Origin of the sequence: Sphingomonas radicis, assembly GCF_051400635.1 — a bacterium.
Taxonomy (GTDB): domain Bacteria; phylum Pseudomonadota; class Alphaproteobacteria; order Sphingomonadales; family Sphingomonadaceae; genus Sphingomonas.
In genome coordinates, this window is sequence record NZ_JBLFFG010000001.1 from 309456 (window position 1) to 333891 (window position 24436).

Sequence of the window (24436 nt, forward strand, 5' to 3'; positions counted from 1 at the left end):
CCATTCAGGAATGTGGATTTGGGAACAAGGACTCGACGGGCTGGCCGAAGCGGGCCGCCAAACGGTACGCCAAATCCAGCGACGGATCGTGCCTTCCAGTTTCGATCGCGATGATCGCTTGCCGTGAGACGCCAACCTGTCTCCCGAGCTCTTCCTGCGTCCAGCCGCGCTGCGTTCGCAGCTCGCGTAACCGGCTTTCCATTAGCGACTGGACCGGACGATGAGGGAAACGAATGCGAACGCGATCCAGAACAGCGGATAGATCACCCATGCCGGCGCGTGCGGCGTGGCGGCGTATTGCTCAGAGAATCCCCAAGCGCAGAACACCGCGGTGCTGACACTCCAAGCGATAGCGAAACGCTTGAAGGTAATCGCGCGAGCGAACTCATCGGCGCTATTGACGAGTTCAATGGTGGCGGCGACGTGCAGGACGATAGGCACCCCGATGGCCAACGAAAGGCCAATGCTGACAGGCGAGCCGAGGTCTACCCCTTTCATGCCCGACGCAACAGAAGTGAGCGCAATAAAGAGCGCCCAGCAGCCGACCGTCCAGATAGTGAAACGCTGATTAGCGGCTCTGGTGAACATAGCACCTCCATGTAAGCATTACCTTACACGATATATGTGTTAGGTCAACCTTACATGCGCGAAGTGCTGACGCCTGTTTTCCACCCCGGAGCCGCCGCTCGATCGAAGGTTGAATGGAGCAAACCTGGGCTAAGCTGACGTTCACTCCACTCGCCTTCGCCTTCCAGGTTCTTGAATGGGAACAGGCTGCTCACCGGTAGGGATCGCAGGCGCGGGAAGCGTCGCCTTGGCATAGTGCGCATGGCGCAGGAGGCCGCTGGTGCTGGGCAGCGCGGGCGGCGGTGCCGGGCGCTGCCCGAAACGAAAGGCTTTGGTGAGGTCGCCGAACGTGAGGCGACGCCATTGGGAAATATTTGGCTCGCGCACCCCGGTCACTTGTTCGAGCAGGCGCAGTACCGAAGTGTGATCGAACGGCTGGCTGCACACCCACCCCCCCGCCGTCCAAGGCGAGACGATGATGCACGGCACGCGAAAGCCGCCGCCGATCGGCACGCCGTCGATGAACTCATCGGGCGTCCCCGGCCGCGGCACGGGCGGGGCGACATGATCGAACAGCCCGTCGTTCTCGTCATAGTTGAGGATGAATGCCGTCTTGGCCCACACGTCCGGGTTGGCCGCGATCGCGTCGAGCTTGCCGGCGACGAAGTCGGCGCCCGCCGCAGGCATCGAGTTGGCGGGATGCTCCGATCCCTCGTTGGTCGGGCACAGCCAGGTCACCGCCGGCAGCCGGTCGTGCAGCGCGTCATATTCGAATTGCCCGTCGCTCGCCACGGGCATGCCCTTCACGCGCAGCGGCGAGCCCGGCTTCGAATCCATGAAGCGGCGGAACAGGCGCAGCACGTTGAAGCCGGTGCCGTTGTCGGCGTGCTGATACACCTTCCAGCTGACTCCAGCCTCCTCCAGCCGCTCGGCATAGGTGGTCCAGGTCAGCCCTTCGCGCGGAGTCTTCTGCGTCGTCTGCGGCTCACCATAGCGACCCTCAGCATCGATTGTGCCGCTGAGCCAGTAGAAGCGGTTGGGACGCGTCGATCCCAGCACCGAGCAATGATAGGTGTCGCAGATGGTGAAGGCCTCTGCGAGCGCATAGTGGAAGGGCACGTCCTCGCGCTTGAAATAGCCCATCGTGTACGGACCGTGCGCGCCATCGGCTGCACGATGCGCAGGAAGCCAGTTGTCCATCCGGCCGCCGTTCCAGGCGGCATGCTGCACCGCCCAGCTGTGCCCCGTCGATGGGATCGCCTGCGCGCGCGTGTTGAAGGTGTCGAGGTGGAACGGCAGCATGTAGCCGAGCGGGTTCTCGGGATCGGGCTGGTGGAACACGTTTCGGCCAGTGGACAGCGTCAACGCGTGCGGATCCCCGAAGCCGCGGACCCCCTTCATCATCCCGAAATAATGGTCGAACGAGCGATTCTCGAGCATCAGCATCACGACATGCTTGATGTCGCGCAGCGAGCCCGCGCGGCGCGGTCCCTGGGCCAACAGCTTCTGCACGTTTGGCGGCATCAGCGTCGCCGCGGCGGTGAAGGCGCTGGCCTGGGCGGCTCCGCGGAGAAGGCGACGGCGAGTAAGGGTCATGGGATCTCCGGTCAGGCGCGGTGCAGGGCTGCGCGATCAGGCGTCACTGCGAAGCTCGCGAGCGTGCTGAGCTTTCCGCCGCGCTGCTCGACTTGGTCGAGCACCTTGATGTCGGTCTTCCAGCGCTCGGCGGTGATGTCGAACAGCTGATAGCCGCGCTGGTCGTTGAACAGCTTCACGTGCGGGTTGCTGGCGAGCAGCGTGTCGATTCCGGCCACCGCGCCGCCGTTGCCGCCGGTGGAGATCGAGCTGGTCAGGAATTCCACCGCCGCCATCTCGCCATCGAGCGCTTCGTCGCGAACGGGCACTACGCCTGCAAAATGCTTGTGATAGTCGCCCGAAGCGACAACGACGTTCGTTAGGCGGCGCCGCTGGATCGAATCGACCAGCCGCGCGCGCGCCGGGCGATAGCCGTCCCAATTGTCGGTGCCCTGATTGGCGAGCGTCTCCTCGGCCTTACGCCGGTCGAAGGGCGCCATGAGCACTTGCTGCGCGATCAGGTTCCAACGCGCTTCGCTTCCCAACCCCTGATCCAGCCACGCCTCCTGCGCATCCCCCAGCATCGTGCGCGAGATGTGCATTTCCGGCGGGCACGGCTTGCGCTTGCCGTCCATGCAGACCTGGTCGGTGCGATGGCTGCGCGTATCGAGCAGATGGACGCGCAGCAGCCCGCCATAGTCGAGCCGGCGATAGGCCAGCATGTCCTGCATGCGCGGGAATTGCGCCTTGCGCACCGGCATGTTCTCGTACCACGCTTGCATCGCGGCAAAGCGCCGCAGCACGAACGCTTCTGGCGGCGTGCCTTTCTCGTCGATCAGGTCGGCCCAGTTATTGTCCACCTCGTGATCGTCGAAGGTGGACAGGAACGCGGCGGCATGATGAGCGGCCTGCAGATCCGGGTCGCTTTTGTACTGCGCGTAGCGGCGGCGATAGCTGTCGAGGGAATAAATTTCGCCACCAACATGATCGCGCACGCAGACTGGCTGGTTGTCGACTCTGGGGCAGACGCGCTGCGACCAGTGTTCGTAGATATAGTCGCCATAGTGGAAGACGGCGTCGAGGTCGGGTTCCTGCGCGAGATACTGATAGGCGGTGTAGAAGCCGTTCTCCCAATGCTGGCATCCGGCCACGCCGATGCGCAGCCGATCCACACGCGCACCCGCCGCCGGTGCGGTGCGCACCATGCCCGCCGGGCTAAGCTCGCCGCTGGCCTTGAAACGATACCAATAGGGCCGCGCCGGCCGCAGCCCGCCCACTTCGACGTGCACGCTATGTCCGAGCTCGGGCCGCGCGAAGGCTTCGCCCGACTGGACGATCCGCGCAAAGCCCTCGTCCTCGGCGATTTCCCACGAGACTTGCACCGCCTGCATCGGCATGCCGCTGCCCGGATCGAGCGGCTTGGGCGCGAGCCGGGTCCAGATGACGAAGCCGTCTGGCCAGGGATCGCCCGATGCGACGCCGAGGGTGAAGGGATAACCCTGAAGCTGACCCGCCCAAAGCCGCTGGGGCGCCAGACCCGCCAGAAGGACGAGCTGGCTCGCACCCAGAACAAGTGCGCGGCGATCGAGGTGCATCGGCGAGAGCCTTCCTTGGCTGGGTCAGCGAACCGACGGGAAACGGGCGTGAAAATCGGACAGCGGAATCGTGAAGTCGTCACGCTTCAGATATTCCTCGTCCGCCAGCGCCGACTGGCCCTCATGCCCCTTGTACCATCCGGCATAGCCGGCGAGCTCGGTGCTGAACTTCTTGTAATGAGTCGAATAGGTGCGCACGCGGATGCCGGGGCTGGCACCGCCGAGGCGGAAGGTCAGCAGCCGCAGCCAGCCATCGCCAATATCGGTGTCTTCGGCGCCCGCGTCCTTCGCGGTCTGTCCGCGGCCCTGATAATCCGCCATCATCTGATGGACCCGATTGCCGAAGCGGTTGGTGTCGGTGCTGAGCCCCTGCCCGCCCACATGCCCGCTCAGCACCAGGAAGATCTGGTCGTGCTGGCTGATGAACTCGTCCCACATCATCTGCGGGTTGTTGTCGCGCAGGTCGAGCGCGCTGTTGTCGGGATTGGAGCGCAGGTTACGCTTGCCGTCGCGGCCGAGATAATCGTGGGTGCTCACGATCACGGGAAGGCCGGGAAAGCGCCGGATCATTCCCGCCGCCCAGGCGAGCGATGCGTCCGGCGCGTGATATTGCAGACCGATATGCAGGAACCGGCATTTGCCGGCGGTGAAGACCTGCGCGCTGTCCGCGCCGCCGTCATGCGCGCCGACATACCAGGGCTGGCCGGCAAAGAAGGCCGACTTGTCGGAGAATGCGGATTGAAAGCCGGTCAGGCCGCCGACGTGGCGCTTGCCGTCCTTCTTCAGCTCCGGTCGGGGCGGATGCGCCGGATCGGTCCATAGCGCGTCATAGTCGTGATTGCCCGGCACCACTGCGAAGGGCAGCCTGCCGGCAATCAGCTGGAATCCCTGGACCGCGAGCGGAATCTCGAATGCGCGGGTATGGACCTTGGGCGAACGGGCGACTTCGGAACCCCCGTTGGGAATCCATTGGAAGCCGCGTGCGGCGTGACCCGGATCCATCCACTCGGAATAATGCTGCCAGACGTCGCCGACATGGGTGGCGAAGACGATGTCGCCGCCCGCGCTTTTGGCATTCGCGGCGATCCAGCGCATCTGCTGGAAATATTGCTCGGAGGCGTCGAAGCGGAAGCCGGACCACTTCTGGTGCCGATAATCGTCATAGTTCTGCGTGTCGGGGATCATGGCGACGGTGAAGTCGCCACAATCGGCGTAGCCGGGCGCGGCGGCCTGGGCGGGCACAGCCGCGAAGGCAAGCGCCAGGGCGGCGCCGGCTCGCTGGATTTGCTGGAATGTGCGCATGGCTGTTGTCCCGTGCCGCAGAAGAGAAGGCTTTCGCGGGGAGGCGCTGCCGCCTCCCCTGCTGCGACTACATCCGGAAGATGACGTCGAGCTGGAACGAGCGGTTGCGCGTCATCTCGTACCGCCGCATCGGATAAGCGTCGTTGTAATAGCCCTGCGCGATCGGCTCCTCGAGGATGTTGTTGGCCTGAAGCTTCACGATGACGTTGTCCGCGAGCGAATAGCGCAGCGCGGCATCCAGCTGTCCGCGGGATTCGAGCCAATAGGTCGTCCAGGAATACGCGCCGAGCGAGATCGGGCTCTTGCTCTTCCAGTTATACGCAACCCGGACCTCGCCCTTGTTGGGAAGGCGATAGAAGACGCTGGCGTTGGCGAGCCAGTCCGCCTGATACTGCAGCGCGTCCAGATGGACCTCGGTCGTACCCGAGAGATAGGTCATGTCCGCCCACATCCGCGTAAGGTTCGCGGAGATGCCGAGCTTGTCCTTCAGGAAGCCGGGCATGCCGGGGAGCTTGCTGCTGACGAACTGGAACTCGAGACCGCGCATCTTCGACGAGAGCGCGTTCATCGGCTGGGTGACTTCATAGGTGGCGCCATTGATGATCTCGTCGGCGCCGCGCATCGTGTAAATGTCGTCCTTAATATTCTTCCAGAAGCCGCTGAGCGCGAGCAGGGTATTGCCCTCGGAATAATATTCGACCGCGACGTCGAAATTGTCCGACTTGCGCGGCTTGAGATCAGGATTGCCGCGCGAGATCGTCAGATCGTCGTCATCCCGCGACTCGGCGCGCGCGATCTGCTCGAAGGCAGGCCGGCCGAGCGTTCGGCTATAGGCGGCTTTGAGCCGGAAGCCGTCGGCGACGTCGTAGGTGATGAGCGCCGACGGCAGGAGGAAGCGATAGTCGCCGTCGTGGCGCTGGAACGCGCCGCCGTAACGACCGTCAACGGAGAGCGGTGAGCGCGCGCTGAACTCGACGTCGTCGTAGCGCAGCCCTGCGATCGCGCGGAAGCCGTCGGTCGCATAGCTCAGCGAAGCGTAGGTAGCGAGGATGCGCTCCCTGTAGCTGTAGTCGCCGGACCAGGCCGCGTTGTTGGTGGAGTTCTGGTTGATCGCGAGGTTCGGCTTCACGTTCTGTTCGAACTTTGCATAGTCGATCCAGAGGACCGGCATGTCGTACATCCAGGGCCGGAAACCTGCGGGAACGAACCCGATGTCGCCCATCGGGCTGCTGTTGTTGGTGTAAAGGACTTCACGCTGGTCGCGCACCGCCTTGACGCTGCGCGCGTCCATTCCCACCGCGAAGCCGAAGCCCTCGCCACCGCGGCCGTAGTTCTTCTTGAAGTCGAGCCTGCCCTCGACCGACGTCATCTTGGCGTCGACGAACAGGTCGGATGTCGACGAAAGCCGGTAGTTTGCCGCGTTCACCAGCGGATCGTAATTGTCGATCGTGATCCGGTCGGAAATCTCCGACATGTCGTAGTTGATGAAGGAGCTGGGCGGGCTGTAGGCATAGATCGCCGTCAGATCCATGTCGTAGAACTTGTTCATGTTCCAGCCAGCGCGCGCTTCGAGCGAGGAGTCCGCACCGATCTCCTTCACCGCCTTGAAGATCGCCCCGGCGGTCTCGTTCTCGAATCGGTCGTAGGAGTAAGAAGGCCGGGTTCGGCCGATCTTGAGCCGCGCGGTCTCCGGGCCGGTGCGGACAAGCCCGCTATACTGCTCGACATAGAACTGGTTGAGCGTCTGGTCTTCGAGCTGCTTGTAGCCATAGCCGAGCAGCGACAGCTGCAGCCCCGGCGTGGGCTCATATTCGATCTGCGCCGATCCGCCAAACGTTCGCGTAAAATGGGTATAATCCATCGGGCGGATCAGCGTCGGCAGCGGATGCTGGCCATCCCAGTTGGACAGGTTGTTGCTCGCCGTCGCGCCGCTGGCCTGATAGAAGACGCGCCCGTTGGGGTTGCGCTTGGTATAGTCATAGGCGCGCTGGCGATACATGCCGGACAGGACGATGCCGAAGCGATCGTCGGCGCCGAACTTATGCGCCCACAGGCCCTTGACGCCGCCGCCCCAGGGCGTGTCGCTATAGCTTCCGCGGCTGTTGGTCCCCGGAACATATTTCCCGTGGCCGGTCTGGAGCACGGTGAAAGCGTCGACGTAGAAAGTGTCCTTGCCGTTGAGCGCGCTACGCGGGGCGATATTGGTGACGCCGCCGATCGCCCCGGCCTCGAGATCGGCCGTGAACGTCTTGAATACCTGTGTGGTCCGGGAAATCTGCGTGGGGATCAGGTTGAGGTCCACGCGACGCAGCCCATCGCCGTCGTTGGCGGCCGAGAACATCGCCATCCCGTCGAACGATGTGAAGTTCAGGTCCGGCGAGATTCCGCGCACCGAGACATAGGACGCCTCCTGCTCGCCATAGAGCGTCTGCATCGCGCTGACCCCAGGCACGCGGATCAGCGCGTCCGCCAGTGTCTCGTCCGCGAGGTCGCCGGTGTCATCCTGTGTCAGCGTGTCGACCACACCCAGCGCCGCGCGTCGGTTGTTCACTTCCTCGGCGGCACGGTCGGCGCTGCCAAGGACCACGACCTCCTGCGGCGGGTCCGTCTGCTCCGCTGCCAGATCGGGATCGTTGGCGCCGGCGAGCGCCGGCGAGGCGAGCGTGGCAACCGCGATCGCGGCAATCGAGGCCGCGGCCCGGGGAAAAGTGAAGCGCATGATGAAGCCCCCAATTTGTGGTTCGGCTCCATGACGCAGCTGCCGCGACTTTCCGTCGCACCCCACAATATTAATTCTGGAAGACGGAAATATTTAAATTTTATTACAAAATAACTTAAAGCTTCATTTGTGTTCTTACATAGAAATACCGCCTTATATTATCGTACAGGGTGCCATTCTTATAGATCGAATACATATAGGGTGGCGGAGTGTCGAAGATATTGTTGACCCCTACCCAGACCTCCATCTTCGAACTCACTGCCGCGCGTACCGAAAGATCATTATAGACAAGAGGCGGGATATGATTGTCGTCATAGGCTTCGGCCGATTGAGCACTGGCATCCAGCTTGCCGGAGCTGACGAAACGCGTGTCGAAGCTGATGCTGAGCGGCCCCAGCGCATAGGTTGCGAGCATTGTCGCGCGAAATCGCGGGTGCCGCCAGTCGCCCGCATCGTCGATATTCCCCGCGGCCACGCCTTCCAGCGTCTCAATGCGCTGCTGAAGCAGGTAGCTGCCCGTGACGCCGAGCCGCATCGTTCCGCTTCCGACTTGCGATTGATAGGACGCACTGACGTCCACGCCGCGCGTGCGCATTCGCGCTGCGTTGACCTGCCGGATCCGGATCGCGCTGACATGGCCGTCGGCGGGGTCGCGGTCGATCGCGCGACAGAAGACATTGTCGATGGCCGGCAGGTCGACGCACAGGTTCATCACCTGCCGGTCGCTGTACTGGACGATCGCGTCGGCGATGCTGATGTCCCAATAGTCGACGGCGGCCTTGAACCGCGGCAGGAAGCGCGGCTGGAGCATCAGCCCCAGCGTCAGGCTGTCCGCGGTTTCCGGGCTGAGGTCCGCATTGCCCTCGGTTGTCACATAGGGGCCTAGCTTGAAGTCGACGAGCGGGGTCGTGATGCCGAGCGCGCGGCAATTCGCCGTGCGCACCGGGTTCTGATAATAGTCCGCCGCTTCGCAAGGGTCGCTAATCGAGCCGAGCTCGCGGACGATCGCGGGCTCGTAGAGTTCGCCGAAATCGGGGGCGCGAACGCTGCGCGCGCGCGCAACGCGGAAGCCCATGCCCTCAACCGGCGACCAGGCGCCCGCGAACTGCCAGCCCAGGATGTCTCCCACAGCGTTGTGGCGCGAATAGCGGAAGCTAGCCTCGGCCTCGAGGCTGTGCGCCAGCGGACGCTCGCGAAGCAGCGGCAGGGCAAGACGTCCGTAAAGCTCGGACACCTCCGCGGCCACGTCGAGATCCGGATGCACTGGATAGCCGCCCATGCCGATGCTGAACTCGCTCGCCATCCGCGGATCGTCACGCGTCGCCAGCGTGTCGCGGCGATGCTCGAATCCGAGCAGGAGCGACGCGTCGCCGCCGGGCAGCGCCCCGAGAGGGCCCGAGGCCTCCGCACCGAACAGGCTCTGGCTGGTGGTGCGGCGCTCGTTGCGGCTGCCGAGCACATAGGCCTTGAGCGCCGTCGAGGGCGGCGCCTGGCCGAAGATGTCGAGCGGCACGCATCCCGCAGCGCGCGCCGCTGCGTCACGGCACATGGGTGCGCCGCTGACCGGGTCGGCGATCACGTCGCGCGCTGCGACCCACTGCGCGGCGCGGGGGATATCGCTGGTCGTCACCGCATCGGTCGCGCGGCCGTGCTGGACCCAGGCCTTCCACGCCATCCTACCGGCCAGCGGCCCGGCGAGGCTCTGGGTCAGCGTCAGGCTGCGCCGGTCGTGCGCCTCGCGCATTACCGGGAAGTTGCCATAGGTGCGCGCGATGGCGAGCTCCCCTACGCCGTTTGCCAGCATGAAGGCGCGCAGCGCGGACGGAAGCAGCGGATTGTCGAGCCGGGCCACCGCGCCGCCGGCGCCGTCGAACCAGCTCGGCCGGCTGTCGTCGCGGTGCAAAGGGATGCCCGCGATGCCCTGATAACGGCTCCCTGCAGCGTCGATGCCTGCCTGATATCGAATCCCGCCTTCGAAATCATAATGTACACGCGCGAGCACTGCGAGCGCATCGAGTCCGCCCCTCAGCTGGTCGCGGTCACGAAGGTTGCGGCCGTCTCCCCCATCGCCGTAGCTGAATTCGCCATCGTAGAGCGGCATCGCATAGCGGGCGATCCGGGGCGTTCCCTCGTCTATCAGATATGAGTTGCCTCCAAAGAAGAAGCTCGGCGCATAGGCATAATAGACCTGGCGGAAGTCGCGGACGGTCAGACGGTCGGGAATGCCGTCGTTGGCACCGGTGTTCGCGGGGTTGGCGACGCTGTTGACGTAACTGTCGTAGCGCTGGCCGAACAGCAGCGGATCGATCTCCGAATAGGTGCCCCCGATCGCAATCGACCCGCGCCCATCGTCGAAACGCGTTCCGGCGGCGAGCGATACCGAGCGCGAGGCCGCGTCGCCGCGCTCGGAGATCCCGTTGATCGCGCTGAGGGTCAAGCCCTCCACGCGCTGCTTGGTCACGATATTGATCGTGCCGGCGATCGAATCCGTGCCGTGGAGCGGAGCCGCGCCGGTGGTGATCTCGACACGGTCGACCATCGCGGCGGGAATCATGTTGACGTCGATGGCCGTCGAGCGCGCCGACCCCGCGACGCGCCGCCGTCCGTCGACCAGTGCGAGGCTGCGGCTCGCGCCGAGGCTGCGCAGCGATACCGTCGCGATGCCCGCGTCCCAGGACTGTCCGAAAGCGCTCGCCAGCCCCCCGCCCGCTGCGATGGCAGGCTCGCGCATCAGCACATCGTGCAGCGTAATCCTTCCGAGCCGCTCGGCTTCCTCGATCCGCACCGATCGCTGCGGCGTGAGCGCAGCGTGATCGGGGTCGGCCGTGCGATATCCGGTCACGACGATGGTCGGCGGAGACGGCGGCTCTGGCGTCGCACGATCGATGTCGATGATCGCCACCCCGCCGGCGAACGAGCGCAGCACCAGTCCGCTCTCCGCCAGCAGGCGATCGAGTGCGGCCCGCGCCGTCATCCGGCCGCGCACTGCCCGGGTCTGACGGCCCTCCACCGCAGCCGAGGCGACGATCACCTGGATGCCGGCCTGCGACGCCAGCATGCGGATTCCCCTCGAAGCGGGCTGGCGCGGGACATTGAAAGCGGTCGCCCGCTCCTGCGCGGCGAGCGGTGCGGGCGCAGCCACGGCGGTCGCGACGGCGAGCAGGGTAAGGCGTCGGCGGCGAGGCTCCATGACGCTCAGGTCGCCTATAGTTGCCGTGCTACTTCTCGATGACGATCGCGCCCTCGCGGCGGACGACGCGCGCACCGGTGAGCGCCGCTGCAGCTTCGGCGAAGCGCTCCGGCTCGTCGGACTTGAACAAGCCGACGATCGGCGTGGCGCCCAGAGCCTTGTCGCGGATCACGATCTTGGTGGAGTTGACGCGATTGAAGCGCGCCGCCGCGGTCGCGATAGGTACGTCGTCGAACGAGAATTCCGCCAGGTGGTCGGGCCCAGGCAATGACTGTTGCGCGGCATTGGCTGGCGCCGTATCGCGTCCCTGAGGATCCAGCGACATGCTCCCTCCCGCACGGACCGCGACCGCCGCTGCGCGCGCGCCCTCGGCCCACACCAACACGCTACCCTCGCGCACGCGCACCACACCGCCGTCGTCCCTCAGGCGGCGAACCGAGTAGACGGTCCCCGTTGCCTGAGCGAAGACCCGGCCCGAGCGAACGACGAACGGCCGCGAAGCGTCATGCGCTACCCGGAAGGTCGCCTCGCCGCTTTGAAGCGTGACCTCGCGGCGGCTCGCGCCGATCGCCTGGCTGATCCTGCCGCCGGCCCCGAGCACCACCACCGAACCGTCTGCGAGCGCGATCTCTGTCGGCGATGCGGCCCCTGACGCTGTCGGACGTAGCGCCGGCAGCCCGAACATCAGCAGCCCGGCCACGCAGGCGGCGATCACCCCGCCGCCGATCGCATAGCGTGGCCAGCGGGCGCGTCGCGGCGTATCGATCCGCCCGACCGGCACCGGAGGATTGTCGTTGCCAATCGCGCCCAGCCGCGGCCCTTCGATCACCGTCTCCTCAAGATGAATCAGCGCAGCTTGGGCTCGCAGATAGGCGCCGCGGTGCCGTCGGTCACGCATCAGCCAAGCTTCGAGCTCCTCACTGCGCGCGGCAGTCATCTCGCCGTGCGCGACCCGCGCCGACCAGCGAGCTGCCTGATCCTCGATCTCGTTCATCGAATCCACGGCCATCCGCTAGTGCCGCCTCTTCTCGTCGGGCGGGCCATTTTCCTCTGACAGCGCCTGGAGCACGCGCCGGATGCCGCGCGCGACGTGATTCTCGACGACATTCTCAGTCACGCCGAGCTGGTGCGCGGTCTCGCGCTGCGACAGTCCGTGGATGCGGCGGAGCTCGATTACACGCCGGCAGGTCTGCGACAATTCCGACAGCTGCTGGTTCACTCGGCCAAGTTCCTGGATCGCTTCGACGTGCCGGTCCGCACCGGGACTTTCATCCACGACGTCGAACCAGTCGATTTCCGTCATCGTTCGCGTGTTTGCGACCTTGGCTCGCCGAAGGCTGTCGAGCACCACCGCCTGCAGCGCACGGAACAGATAGGCGCGGCCGTTGTCGATATGGTCGATAGAGTCGAGCGCGGATATCCGGCAATAGACTTCCTGGATCACGTCATCGACGTCGACCAACGTGCCCCAGCGCCGCTGAGCCCAGCGACGGGCGCCAGGCTCGTGAGGAAGGATCTCGCGGGCCACCCATGCGGCAATCCTGCTGCGCCGATCATCCATCGCGCTGCGCTTAAGCGGCTCAGCATGACAGACGGGTTACACTCTCCTCCGGTTACGTCGCATTTTGGGCCGGTTGCAGCCCGTCCGCTTTGGGGCAGTAGATCGGAATGCTGCCGTCCGCCGGGAAGGCACATCTGCGCGGGTATCTGGAGCGCCAAATCTCGCGCTTGTAGATCCATCAGCCATTGGCACTGTGCCAGCCGTCGAAATGTGCCATGGAGCGCGCGACTTGCGGCTTGAGCCACGCGACGAAATCACGCACCGCGGAGCGGCTCCGGGCGCGTCCGGCGGCGGCGTGCAAGACATAGCCGAAGCCCGTCTCCCGACGGATAGGTAGGCAGGTGACTAGTCGCCCATCGGAAAGAAAACGGTCGCTGAGCAAGGGGATGGCCAGGGTGACGCCAAGCCCGGAAACTGCCGCCTCGTAGGCGAGCTGGTTTGTCTCGTAGTTGGCGACCCGCGGCAGTTTACCAGCGAATCCCGCCCCGCGCAGGAAATCGTGCCACACGCCATCCTGCCCCGCGACGCCAAGCAGTCGCCGCTTCGCGACCGCCTCGATCGAGTGCAGGGGTTCGCGGCCACCCAGATATGGCGAAGACACCGCCACCACGTCCAGGGGCGCCAGGATATCGCCATCGACAGCGCTGGCGAGAAGCTCGCCGCGGATCGCCAGCTCAACTACGCCGGTGCGCAAGAGCCCGGCGTCGCGTGAGATGGTCAACGCCACGTCTATTCCGTGCACCTCCCCCAGCGCAGACAGGCGCGGGATGAGCCATTCGGCCGCGAAGCTGTGCGACGTTGCGACCCGCACCGTGCGCCCGCCCCGATCGTCGCGTAGCTCCGCCGTCGCCTGACGCAGTACCTCGAGCGCCGGCGCGATCTCGGCGCGGTAGCGCTCGCCTGCGGATGTCAGCGGCGTACCGGGTCGGCCGCGATCGAACATATCGGTGCCGACGAAGCGCTCGAGCAGCTGAATGCGCCGGGAGAAGGCGGACGGGCTCAACGCCAGCACTTCCGCGGCGGCGCGGAAGCTGCGGGCTTCGGTCGCGGCGAGAAACGCCTCGACGGCCTCAAGCGGCGGAATCTGGCGGCGCATGACGATGTCCTCAGCCCGTTGGATACGCGCGGGCCGTGACAGTTTTGCTGCGCGCGTTGCGCGTCGCGCAACGTCTGTGCGGTGATGCGCGATACCGCGGGTTGCGGCTTTCCCCTTACACGCGCCGCCGGATCGCACCGTGGGGATTGAAATGCGCACTGCTCTTGCCTGTCTGTTGACCACCGCTGCCGTGGCCACGCCCGCGTTCGCCCAGGACGCCGAGCCGCAGGGCGACATCGTCGTCGTCGGTACGCGCGGCGCGCCGCGGCTTGCCGATGAGTCGCCGTCGCCGGTCGACTTGTTTGACGCCGAGGATCTCCAGGCGCGCGGGCTCAACGACCTCAACCGCACGCTCCAGTTCCTCGCGCCGTCGTTCAACTATCCGCGCACCGCGACCGGGCCCTCGGGCGCCAACACCCGCGCCGCGACGCTGCGCGGACTGGCGCCGGACCAGGTGCTGGTGCTGGTCAACGGCAAGCGCTGGCACCTGTCGTCGGTGCTCAACTTCAACAATGTCGTCGGGCGCGGATCGGTGCCGATCGACCTCGGCGCGATTCCCGTCTCGGCGATCGAGCGGGTCGAGATCCTGCGCGACGGCGCGGCCGCTCAATATGGCTCGGACGCGATCGCCGGCGTGATCAACATCACGCTGCGCTCCGGCGCAGGCGGCTTCGCCTCGATCCAATCCGGGATCACGCAGCAGGGCGACGGGCGAACGATCGTCGCCGCGGGCAATGCCGGGGTGCGCTTCCGCGATACCGGCTTCGTCAATGTGACCGCCGAGATCCGCGATAGAGGCGCGACCAACCGCGCCGGGATCGACAGCCGCTACGGCCGGATCACCAGCGAACAGGGCGATCCAGAATCGCGCGACTACAACTTCGTGCTCAACGCGTCGCTGCCGCTCGGCACGGTCGAGCTCTATGGCGACGCGATCTACGATCGCCGCCGCTCGACCAGCCCTGCGCAATATCGCGCGCCGACTGTCGCGCCCGCCTTCTATCCGCAGGGTTTCGTGCCGCATGTCCGCGTCGATCTCGACGACGCCGGCGGGTCGGTAGGCATCCGTGGCGACATCGGCGGCTGGCATTTCGACCTCAGCGACACGATCGGCCTGAGCGATGCCGCCTTCCGGGTCGGCGACACGGTCAACACCAGCCTTGGCGCAGCAAGCCCGACCGCGTTCGACGCGGGTGGCGCCCGCTATTTCCAGAACGTCGTCAACCTCGACCTCCGCCGCGGCTTCGACCTGCTTGCCGGCGCGGATCTCGCTCTAGGTGTCGAGCATCGCGCCGAAACCTTCGAGATCGCACGCGGCGAACCGGGCTCGTACACCGGCGCGGGCGCGCAGGGCTTCCCCGGCTACAACCCGCCCATTCCGGTCGACGAAAGCCGGCACGCCTGGAGCTTCTATGGCGATGTCCAGCTGCGCCCGATCGCCGGCCTCGAGCTGGGCGGAGCGGTACGCCACGAACGCTATAGCGATTTCGGCAACGCGACGACCTGGAAGGCGAGCCTGTTCTTCAAGCCCGTCGAGCCGATCGCATTCCGTGCCACTGCCTCCACTGGCTTCCGCGCGCCCTCGCTCCAGCAACAATTCTTCAGCACCGTGACCAGCCAGTCCTCGGGCGGGCAGCTGGTGAATATCGGCACCTTCGCGGTTTCCGATCCGGTGGCGGTGGCGCTCGGTGCGTCGCCGCTGCGCGAGGAGCGATCGCGCAACCTGAGCGGCGGCGTAGTGCTCAAGCCCTTCGCCGGCCTCACGCTGTCCGCAGACCTGTTCCGCATCAAGATCGACGGCCGGATCGCGCTCAGCGAGACGCTGAGCGGCGCCGCGGTCACTGCCATCCTGCGCGCGGCCGGGATCACCAACGCGTCGCAGGCGCGCTTCTTCACCAACGCGCTCGACACCACCACCAAAGGGTTCGAAATCACTGCGGACTGGGTCCGGCGCTTCGGCGGCGTGCGCACCGGCCTCACCGCCAGCTATTCGCAGGTCGAGACCGAGGTCGATCGGCTTGCGGTGAACCCGGTGGTGCCGAGCCTGCCGCTGCTCGGCGGCGCCGCGCTGCAACTGCTCACCGTCGCGCAGCCCCGGGACAAGCTGACGCTCGCCGCCCGGATCGACGCCGGCTCGGTCGGTTTCAACGCCGATCTGGTGCGTTTCGGCAAGTTCACCACCACCTCGGTGCTCACGCCCCAGACCTATGGCGCGGCGACGACGCTCGATCTCGCCGCCGAATTCCGCGCCGGACCGAGCATGCGTTTCGCGCTGGGCGTGCTCAACCTGACTGACGCCTATCCCGACAAGACCGACGAGCGTGCGCTGACTCAGGGCGGCGGGCTGCTCTATCCCGAGGCGGGCGCGATCGGCACCAACGGGCGCGAATTCTATGCGCGTGCGACGGTGACTTTCTGATGCACTGGAGTTCGATGCTGGCGCTCGCCGCCGCGCTGCTCGCGCCGCTGTCCGCCGCGGCCTGGAGCAGGCCGGGGCACATGGTCGCCGCCGCGATCGCCTATGACGAGCTCAAGCGTCGCGACCCGGCGGCACTGGCGCTGATCGTGAAGCTCGCCGCCGCCCATCCCGATCGCGGCGCGTTCGAAGTCGCAGTCGGACGCGCCGAAGGCGAGGAGGCCGATCGCCGGCGCTTCCTCGAGCTGGCGCGCTGGCCCGACGATGCGCGCGGCACGCTGCACGACCATCCGACCTGGCATTATCGCCTGAGGCCGATCGTCGAAGGCGGCGTCGCGGTGCCCGACGGCGAGAGTGGCGCGGGCGTCGAAGCACTGGCGCTCGCAATTCGAGTGGCGGGCGATCCGCGTGCCGCGCCAGCAGAGCGAGCAACTGCGCTTGCCTGGATCCTGCACATTGCCGCCGATCTCCACCAGCCGCTGCACGCGGCCGAGCGGTTCGGACCCGACTGGCCGCAAGGCGACCAGGCCGGCAGCAAGGTGTTCGTGCGCGAGGCAGAGCGTGGTAAGCCGGTGTCCCTGCACTGGTTGTGGGACGACGCCGTCAGCCGCGACGGTACGCCCGAGGCGGCATTCGCGCGAGCGACGGCGCTGACCGCGCGTTTTCCACGTGCCGGGTTCGAACGTGAGCTGCGCACGACCGACGCGCGAGGCTGGCTGCGCGAAAGCTACGCGCTTGCGCAAGGTCTCGCCTATCGCGCCGACGCGCCTCGCGCGACTCGTCCGGAGGCAGCGCTGGTCGCCACGCCTTCTTACCGCGCGGAGCTCGAGCGCGCCGCAGCGGAGCGGCTGACCCTTTCAGGATACCGTTTAAGTGATCTGCTGACCTACATCATCAGGCAATGAACTGACCGCGAGCTGTCAACGCTATTTGGCGCCCCACGCAGAATAAACGTAACGCAGAGGTGCCGCCGTTTTGCACTGCTTTGGCGCCGCCGGGCGTGGCGCCCGACGACGGGTCGGCGCATCATCGCGTGGTCTTAATCAGGAAGCTGCGCAGCAGCCAGCCGCCAGCGACCACACAGGTCACGAGCGCAGTGGTCGCCCCGATGCCGAACACGCCTTGGATGAGATAGCTCGCGGTCGCCGCGGAGAAGACGCCTACGCCCATCGCAAACCCGGTCAGCAGGACCGCCGGCATCGTCCGCGCGGATGCCGCCGTCGAGAAGCAACGTGACCTGTTCTACATCGCGCATTTCAATGCCGGGCTGCGCATCTACGACGTGTCGCACCCGCGGCTGCCGCGCGAGATCGGGTGGTTCATGCCGCCCGACCCGACCGAACGGCTTGGATCGATGCCGCAGGGTCCCTTGGTCACGCAGACCGAGGACGTACTGGTCGACCGGCGCGGAAACATCTTCATCACCGATAAGAACCAAGGGCTGTGGGTTCTGCGCTATACTGGACCTCGGGCGGGAGCCAGTCCGGCGTAAATCACGCACGGGCCACATCTGATAGACCCAGCAGTATGTGTCGCCGCCGCGCTGCTCAGGACCGCCGATGCAGCCCAATGCCGCCGTTGACGACGTTGAAAGCCGCAAGCTCGACTCGTTACCACCCATTAGCGGACGCCCGACCACTCTCTGAACAAACGGCGGTTCTCGGGATTGCGAGCCGGCAATCCGAACGACTAATTAGGGCGCAACCCTGCCCGGTAGCTTACGTTGACAGCTGCCTGGGGGCTCCTGGGCCGACAACAGCCTCCTACTTTCCAGCTGCGAATCGGCCATAGCTGACGTTTGGCCGAGCGGTTGCATTTCGAGACTTGAGCTCGCGCATCATGCAAAAATCTTTGTCCGAATTGTCGTCGTCCGTCGTCTTCCCTTCGAGGGCATGTGCGACCGGCTTGGAAAGCCGCAACCGGAAAACGAGGCACCTGAAGCTGCGCCGGCCTGCACTTGCTGCCGTTGATCGGTGCCAATGGAGAGCGGAAGACAGGCGCTTGCGCGGCATGCACGCCTCTATTTCACAGTAATAGATCCACCATCCGGACGACAAGATACCTGAGGCTCGATGGCTTTGTCGTGACGACAAGTCGAGACCTCTAAACCCCGGACAATCGAGGCTCTACTTCTCGAAAGATCGATCTCGGGAAGTAAGCGTGTGCGCAGCGCGTAACTTCACTTGTCTACGACAGGAGATTGTATGAAAGACCGGCTTGGTAACAACGCCCTACCCGCTTGTACTCTAACAATCGCAGCTTTGGGGACACTCATGCTGCTGCAGTCGACGCCTGCGCAGGCGCAGGGCTGGCCCGCCCCGGTGGCACCGCTGCCGGAACTGGCAACTGCGCTCGACAAGCGGTTCCAGCCGGCGATCGACTTCGACACCGACGTCTGCTTCAACGCTCCGGCAGTCGATGCCTCGGGCGGGATCAGCGCACCCGCTTCGACTTATGCAACTCGCCCGCCCGCCTCATGCCGCAACGCCAATTACCTGAGAACGAGCAACGTCTATTCGCGTGCCCGCTGCAACAACGGCTATTGCGCCCGCGTCTACAGCTATTTCTGGCAATCGGATTTCTCCCACGCCTACGACTGGGAATCGATCATCGTCTGGACGACCGACCAGGGCGTCAACAGCACCGTCGTCGGCGTCACGCGCGGCAACCACGGCGGTTGGGATACCCGCGCCACGAGCGGCGGCCAGCTTCGCTTCCTGAACGATGCCACCGGCCAGCACGTCAAGCTGGTTTTCCATTACGAAACCTGGGGCTTTTCCCATCTCTGGCGCTTTTCCAAGACCGACAACGGCGACGAGCCGCCCGAGAACGGCACGGGTCAGTGGGTCGTCCAGCCGCTGGTGAGCTGGAACGGCTATCCGTCGCTCAGCGTGCGCAACGCGGTGTCGAACTACAATTTCAACGGCGCCAATTTCGACAACAAGGATGCCCGCTTCTCCGGTGTGCTGGCGGCCGCGCTCAATACCGGCATCACCCCGGGCTTCGATCCGAATCTCGATTCGGGCGCCAATTCACCGGGCTGCCCCGCCGGCTCGACCATCTGCTGACCGACTCCCGCCCGCGCTGCCACTGTCGGCGGCGCGGGCTCCGGCAGTTTACGATCTGCAGATCGATCGGGCACGTCCCGCTTTTTGCTACCGGAATGTCCCTGCGGAAGGATCGAATGGCTTCAAAACACCTCTCGACGCGGGGATGCGTGGTTCTAGCCCTCGCAGGCGCGGCGACTGGAATCTGGTTTATCCAGTCGAATTCCGGAAGCGACGAAAAGCCAACGACCGGTGGTATCGTAATCGCAGCGTCGCCGGCAGCAGAGAGTTCCCCGGTACCCCCGGCAATGATGCCGGCAGATGTCGCGAACCCGCCGGCGTTACCGCATCAGGTGAGCGCGCATGTCCGTCAGGCCTATCCGCTGCTCATGGACGTCGATTTCAAATGCGACTCCGCCGGATGCGCAGTCACGGCAACGATACCACCGCCGACCGGAGACGAATTCTTGCAGAAGCGGCAGGAGATGCTGCTGGGCGGTCTTGCAAGGGTCATTGAGGCGGACGGATATAGAGTGGTGGGTCCGATCCAGATGGACGAGATCGACGACAATCTGTTCCATATCCGGGCGCCGTTAGTGCAGGCGCACGAGCAAACCAATTGAGTGGCTAGGACGCAGGTGTCCGTCGACACATTCCGCATTCAAATCGGGAGGGGTTGCGCGCTCGCCGCGGCGGGCAAACCGCCGCCCCGGCATGCACCGGGACGGCGGTTCCGAGATCAGAATTCAGCGCTGATGCCGAAGGTGAAGGTACGGCCGCTGGTGGTGTAGACCACCCGGCGCGCGATCTCGCCGCCGGCGAACTGCTCGATCGGCTCGTTCGTGAGATTGATGCCCTCGGCGATCAGGCGGACGCGCGGCGTCAGGTTGATGTGCGCCTGAAAGTCGATGTTGTGGGTGCCGTCGATATAGTCGCCGACATTCCCGATGGTGCCGACACCCGTGTAATATTTGCTTCGATAAGCATCGGAGACGCGCACGCCCCAATCCTCGTCTTCGTAGTAGAGCGTCGCATTTGCCGCCCATTTGGACAGGTTGAACAGCGGCAGGCGGACGAAGGTGTTGCCGACCTTCGCCTGCTGGTGCCCGTCGAACCAAGTGCCGTTGGCGACCAGCCCGAGGCGGTTGAAAGGTGCAGGCAAGAAGGTGAAGTCGTGCTGAAACGCAACTTCGATGCCTTTGATGTCCGCGCCAGGTCCGTTGATCGGCTGGCTAACATCGTAGGGGGTGTTGGCATCCTGGCCCTGGATCAGCAACGACAGCGGCAGGCCGGTCTGGCCATAGGGAATGGTCGTCGTGGTCGGTGAGATGAAGCTATCCATGTTCTTGTAGAAGAACCCGACCGAGGCGAAGCCCTTGCCGTCCATATACCATTCGACCGACCCTTCCACCGAAGTGGCCTTGTAGGGCTCGAGGAACGGGTTACCAAGGCTCAGGCTCCCGCCATTGGGCCGCGTGGTGATCGAACCTGCCGCAGCCAGATCGCCCAGCGCCGGGCGATTGACGTTGCGGCTGGCGCTGACGCGCACCACCAGGTTCCTGGTCACGTCCAGCGCGACATTGGCGGCGGGGAGCCAGCCGTCGCTGTTGGTGTCGATCGAAACAGGTACGAAGCCAGCAGCCGTGGCGAGATGGCCCGACGAGGTCAGGCCGGTCGAATAGTAGCGGATGCCGGCGTTGGCGCGCAGCCGCATGTCACCGAGTTCGGTATCGAGATCGAACTGGGCGAAGCCGTTCCAGGTCTTTTCCTCGACGCGATAGTCGCTGCCCGCCTGGAGATTGGCGGCGGTTAGATCGCGTTCGTCGCCGACATAAGCGTAGACCGCATCGACATTGCCAACGATGTACTGGAGCAGCGTGTCAGGGCGGACGATCTGCTTCATGCTATTCGGCACGACGATGTTCGCGGGCACATTATGAAACACTTTGTTCGCCCAGGTATAGCCGCTGTTGGTGAAGTGCTTGTAGGCGCCGCCAGCCTTGAAGATGAGCCCGCCACCCAGATCATAGGCCGCATCGAGCTTGCCATTGGTGTAGCGATTGGTGATTGCATTCTCCTGCACGTCCAGGCGCTGGACGGTCCAGAGATCCGGATTGGTGAGATCGATGCCGTACGCGTTGACCGGAATTCGCGGGCGCGTATCATAGCTGAAAGCCATGCTCTTGGCTTCCATGAACACCTTGTCGAACACCGGCTGGGCGAAATCCGACTCCTCGTAGCCGCCGAGCGCGTTGATCGTCAGCCGCTCGCCGACCTTCCAGCTCAGATTGGCGACGGCCTGGTAGAAATCGGTGTGGTTCTCGACGATGTGATGCTCCGAGCGCTGGTCGATGCCGGTGAAGCTGGCCGCGCGCAACGTGTTGGTGTCGTCGATCACTGCACTGCGGATCACCTGCGCGCCGCTGACCGTGGCCCCCGTGAGCGGATTGCTGCCGGCGGACGCAATCGCATAGTCATCGCGATAGTCCCACAGGCGGCCGTACAATAGGTCCAAGTCGAGCTTGAAATTGTCGCCCGGACGATATTGGAACGATGACGTCACGCCGAGCCGCTGGCGATTGGTATACCAGCTCGAGGGGGATTGGGCAGTCGGCTGGAACACGCCGGAGAGCAGCTTCGCGCGCGTCGCCGCATCGATTTCCGGCCCGATATTGCCCGCACCGTATCTGGTGAGACCCCAGCCCCAGTTGCGATAGCCATATTCGTTGTTCTTGATCTGGCTGTAGGCGACCGAGACAAGCGCGCCGAAATCGCCTGATCGCGCCGAGGCGAGGCCAACGACGCGAGGGGTAACGCCGCCTGCATTGCTGTTAGTCTGGCCCTTGGCAGAGACGACGAACTTGGAACCGTCATAATCGAACGGCTTGGCGCTATAGAGCTGGACGGTGCCGGCGATGCCCCCTTCGTCCTGTTCGGCCGCGAACGACTTCTGCACCGAGACGCGGTTGAACAGCTCCGATGCGAACAGGCTGTAGTCGAACGAGCGCGAGCGGCTGGCGCCGCCGCGATTGTCCATGCCCGACGCGGTGTTTCCCATCACTTCCATGCCGTTGAGCTGGGTGCGGGTGAAATCCGGACCGAGACCGCGCAGCGTGATCTGCCGCCCCTCGCCGGTGTCGCGGGTAATGGTGATGCCCGGAACGCGCTGCAGCGCCTCGGCCAGGTTCAGATCGGGAAACGCAGCGATATCCGATGCGACGATGTCGTCCTCTGCACCCACGGCGTTGCGCTTGAGCTCCTGCGCCGCGGTGAGGCTCTGGCGGTAGCCCGACACCACGATTTCAGACTGATCCGTGTCCGGCTCGCTTTCCGCAACATCCTGCACCCCGGGCTGCGACGACGGCGCGGCGGCAGGGCTACGGACGGTGCGACGCGGCGCAGCCACGCCCCGCACGGGGGTGAGCACCACGACGCCGCTGCGCACCGAGGCGGCAAGATTGGTTCCACGCAGCAGTTGGTCGAGCGCCGCGCGCACGGTGTGCGCGCCCCGTACACCCGCGGTGCGACGCCCCGCGACGACATGAGGCGCGACAACCACTTGCAGACCGGTAGCCTGCGAGAATTGCGAAACGGCACTGCGCAGATCGGATGCGCCGATATCGAAGCGCATCTGAACGTTCATCGCGGCTTCGGCGCTACGCGCTTGTGCCATGACGGGCATGGCGAGCGTGATTGCCACTGCCATGAGTGAGATTCCCCTAATGCGATCCATGATCTTCCTCCGCTCGGGCGCGATGTACGCCTCCGGGAGAGGACGAAAATTGATCAGCTTCCGGACAAAGATTTTTGTTGCAGCGCGGTGTCACTCACCGGTCGCGTGTCGGCGGCATCGGGAACAAGATGAAGCGCATCACCCTTTCGGACGACGTGGAAACCGTAGGCAACGCCCATTGCGTCCAGCAATTGCTGCGGGCTGTCGAGCCGGAAGCGCCCGGAAACCGCAACGGATGCAAGCGCCTTGGGAGGCGGCGCAACCAGACGCCCGCCACGGCGATTGAGCGCGTTGATCAGTTCGCCGAGCTGCATATTGTCGGTATCGAGCCATCCCTGGCGCCAATCCTGCTGCGCCGCATCGAACCGCGTTGGCGCACGCGCCTGGCCGTCGGCAAAGCGCGTACGCCAGCCGGCTTCAACGGTCACCGCCTCGTCGTCTACGCCGTCACCACCGAAGCGGACCTTACCGCGATAGACGGCGATACGCACTCCGCCGCTTGCCATATCGATGTCGAAGGCAGTGCCGAGCACGCGCGTCGCCGAACCGCCGGCATGAACCGTGAAAGGCTGATCGGGTCGATGGGCGACGTCGAAATAGGCCTCGCCGCGACGCATCGCTACGCTGCGGCTTTCGGCGTCAAGCGTCACGTCCAGGCTGGTTTCGCCGTTCAGGTGAAGCCTGGAGCCGTCGGCGAGATCGATCTCGAGTTGCTGCCCGCGCGCGGTCTCGTAATGGAGCGGCGTTGGCGCGGCCGGCCTGTACCAGCCGCCCTGCCAGCTGCCGATGCCGAGCGCGGCAACGAGCGCCAGCGCGCCCCCGGCACCGATCGCGCGGCGACGGTCGGCACGCAGGGCGTGGAGCTCGCTGTCCGAAATGCGGGGCAACTGGCGCATCGCGTCGGCAAGCGCCGGATCGTCGAGCATCGCCTGAACATCGGCTGCGGCCTTGGGGGGCGGCTCGCGGAGCACCGCCTCATCCTCGCGCATTGCCCAGCGCGCTGCGTCCCGAAGCGCGGCACGTCGGTTCGTGCGCGCGCTCATCGACCAGCTCCCGGCGGCAGACCACGCCGCTCGAGCGCGGCACGAAGATCGGCGACGGCACGCGTGCAGTGCTTCTCCACGGCTGCGAGGCTTATCTCGAGATCGGCCGCGATAATGGCTCCAGCGATACCGTCCAGTCGGCGGCGCAAGAACACCTCGCGCCGAAGCGGCGGCATCACCCGCAACGCCGCGACCAGGATATCGACCCGCTGCCGATAATCGAGCACCTCCTCGGCACGCGGCGACGGACAGACGATGCTCTCGGTGAGCTCGGCGCGCGCGGGCATCGCACGGAGCCGGCGGAAATGATCGAAGACCAGGTTTCGCGCCACCGCGAAGCAGAAAGCGCCAACGTCGGCGACTCCGCGCCTGCGGCGATAGTCATACAGACGGACATAGGTCTCCTGGACGATGTCCTCACCTTCGTCTCGATCGCGCAGTCGGCCCTGGACGAAGCGATGGAGCGCGGCGCGCAGCGCCACTTCTTCGGCTACCGCATGACGACGAGCGGTGATCGCGGGCATTTCGTTCATCGTGCCGCCTCCTCGAAGAGAGGCCGGTCAGGTTGCCGCGCCGCCGCCACCATGCTGCT

At 65.2% G+C, this 24436-nt stretch carries 18 protein-coding genes; 4 read left to right on the forward strand and 14 right to left on the reverse strand.

Features of this window, described 5'->3' with window-relative positions:
- Positions 1-4: 4 nt before the first annotated feature.
- The 10 genes from ACMGDH_RS01355 to ACMGDH_RS01400 form a co-directional block, all read right to left on the reverse strand.
- The gene (locus ACMGDH_RS01355) at positions 5-271 is read right to left on the reverse strand and encodes a helix-turn-helix transcriptional regulator (protein ID WP_436826122.1); all 267 of its coding nucleotides are present in this window, start codon (positions 269-271) and stop codon (positions 5-7) included.
- Positions 202-588, reverse strand: a complete 387-nt coding sequence (locus tag ACMGDH_RS01360) for a hypothetical protein (RefSeq protein ID WP_436826123.1) — start codon at positions 586-588, stop codon at positions 202-204. Before ACMGDH_RS01360 ends, ACMGDH_RS01355 begins: the two co-directional genes overlap by 70 nt.
- Positions 589-729: 141 nt before the next feature.
- The gene (locus tag ACMGDH_RS01365; RefSeq protein WP_436826124.1) at positions 730-2163 is read right to left on the reverse strand and encodes an alkaline phosphatase family protein; all 1434 of its coding nucleotides are present in this window, start codon (positions 2161-2163) and stop codon (positions 730-732) included.
- Positions 2164-2174: 11 nt separating this feature from the next.
- Positions 2175-3737, reverse strand: coding sequence for an alkaline phosphatase D family protein (locus tag ACMGDH_RS01370; RefSeq protein WP_436826125.1), 1563 nt, complete (start codon positions 3735-3737; stop codon positions 2175-2177).
- A gap of 24 nt (positions 3738-3761) precedes the next feature.
- Positions 3762-5039 (reverse strand): metallophosphoesterase family protein, encoded by a 1278-nt coding sequence (locus ACMGDH_RS01375; RefSeq protein WP_436826126.1) that lies wholly within the window; start codon positions 5037-5039, stop codon positions 3762-3764.
- Positions 5040-5106: 67 nt separating this feature from the next.
- A complete protein-coding gene (locus ACMGDH_RS01380; RefSeq protein ID WP_436826127.1) occupies positions 5107-7758 on the reverse strand; it encodes a TonB-dependent receptor in 2652 nt (883 codons plus the stop codon).
- A 115-nt stretch (positions 7759-7873) separates the two neighbouring features.
- Entirely contained in the window at positions 7874-10948 is a 3075-nt protein-coding gene (locus ACMGDH_RS01385; protein ID WP_436826128.1) for a TonB-dependent receptor, read from the reverse strand.
- A 28-nt stretch (positions 10949-10976) separates the two neighbouring features.
- Positions 10977-11957: a FecR family protein gene (locus ACMGDH_RS01390; protein ID WP_436826129.1), complete on the reverse strand. Its 981-nt coding sequence runs from the start codon at positions 11955-11957 to the stop codon at positions 10977-10979.
- Positions 11958-11960: 3 nt separating this feature from the next.
- Positions 11961-12476: an RNA polymerase sigma factor gene (locus ACMGDH_RS01395; RefSeq protein ID WP_436826130.1), complete on the reverse strand. Its 516-nt coding sequence runs from the start codon at positions 12474-12476 to the stop codon at positions 11961-11963.
- A 211-nt stretch (positions 12477-12687) separates the two neighbouring features.
- Entirely contained in the window at positions 12688-13605 is a 918-nt protein-coding gene (locus ACMGDH_RS01400; RefSeq protein ID WP_436826131.1) for a LysR family transcriptional regulator, read from the reverse strand.
- Positions 13606-13756: 151 nt separating this feature from the next.
- Here ACMGDH_RS01400 and ACMGDH_RS01405 point away from each other — a divergent pair, with 151 nt between their 5' ends.
- Together ACMGDH_RS01405 and ACMGDH_RS01410 are read left to right on the forward strand one after the other, a co-directional pair.
- Complete coding sequence (locus ACMGDH_RS01405) at positions 13757-16024, forward strand: TonB-dependent receptor plug domain-containing protein (protein ID WP_436826132.1); 2268 nt, start codon at positions 13757-13759, stop codon at positions 16022-16024.
- Entirely contained in the window at positions 16024-16926 is a 903-nt protein-coding gene (locus tag ACMGDH_RS01410; RefSeq protein WP_436826133.1) for a S1/P1 nuclease, read from the forward strand. Before ACMGDH_RS01405 ends, ACMGDH_RS01410 begins: the two co-directional genes overlap by 1 nt.
- 121 nt (positions 16927-17047) lie before the next feature.
- Here ACMGDH_RS01410 and ACMGDH_RS01415 read toward each other — a convergent pair whose 3' ends face one another.
- Positions 17048-17221, reverse strand: a complete 174-nt coding sequence (locus ACMGDH_RS01415; RefSeq protein ID WP_436826134.1) for a hypothetical protein — start codon at positions 17219-17221, stop codon at positions 17048-17050.
- A 1073-nt stretch (positions 17222-18294) separates the two neighbouring features.
- Between ACMGDH_RS01415 and ACMGDH_RS01420 the strand changes: the two genes are divergently transcribed.
- Both ACMGDH_RS01420 and ACMGDH_RS01425 read left to right on the forward strand, forming a co-directional pair.
- On the forward strand, positions 18295-19089 hold the full coding sequence (locus tag ACMGDH_RS01420) for an NPP1 family protein (RefSeq protein WP_436826135.1): 795 nt from the start codon (positions 18295-18297) through the stop codon (positions 19087-19089).
- A gap of 149 nt (positions 19090-19238) precedes the next feature.
- Positions 19239-19691, forward strand: coding sequence for a hypothetical protein (locus ACMGDH_RS01425; protein WP_436826136.1), 453 nt, complete (start codon positions 19239-19241; stop codon positions 19689-19691).
- A gap of 116 nt (positions 19692-19807) precedes the next feature.
- Here the strand turns inward: ACMGDH_RS01425 and ACMGDH_RS01430 are convergent, their stop codons facing one another.
- The 3 genes from ACMGDH_RS01430 to ACMGDH_RS01440 all read right to left on the reverse strand — a co-directional run bounded on the left by ACMGDH_RS01430 (position 19808) and on the right by ACMGDH_RS01440 (position 24377).
- Positions 19808-22774, reverse strand: a complete 2967-nt coding sequence (locus ACMGDH_RS01430) for a TonB-dependent receptor (RefSeq protein ID WP_436826137.1) — start codon at positions 22772-22774, stop codon at positions 19808-19810.
- Between the two features lie 80 nt (positions 22775-22854).
- Positions 22855-23844, reverse strand: coding sequence for a FecR family protein (locus tag ACMGDH_RS01435; protein WP_436826138.1), 990 nt, complete (start codon positions 23842-23844; stop codon positions 22855-22857).
- Complete coding sequence (locus ACMGDH_RS01440; RefSeq protein ID WP_436826139.1) at positions 23841-24377, reverse strand: RNA polymerase sigma factor; 537 nt, start codon at positions 24375-24377, stop codon at positions 23841-23843. Before ACMGDH_RS01440 ends, ACMGDH_RS01435 begins: the two co-directional genes overlap by 4 nt.
- Positions 24378-24436: the final 59 nt, after the last annotated feature.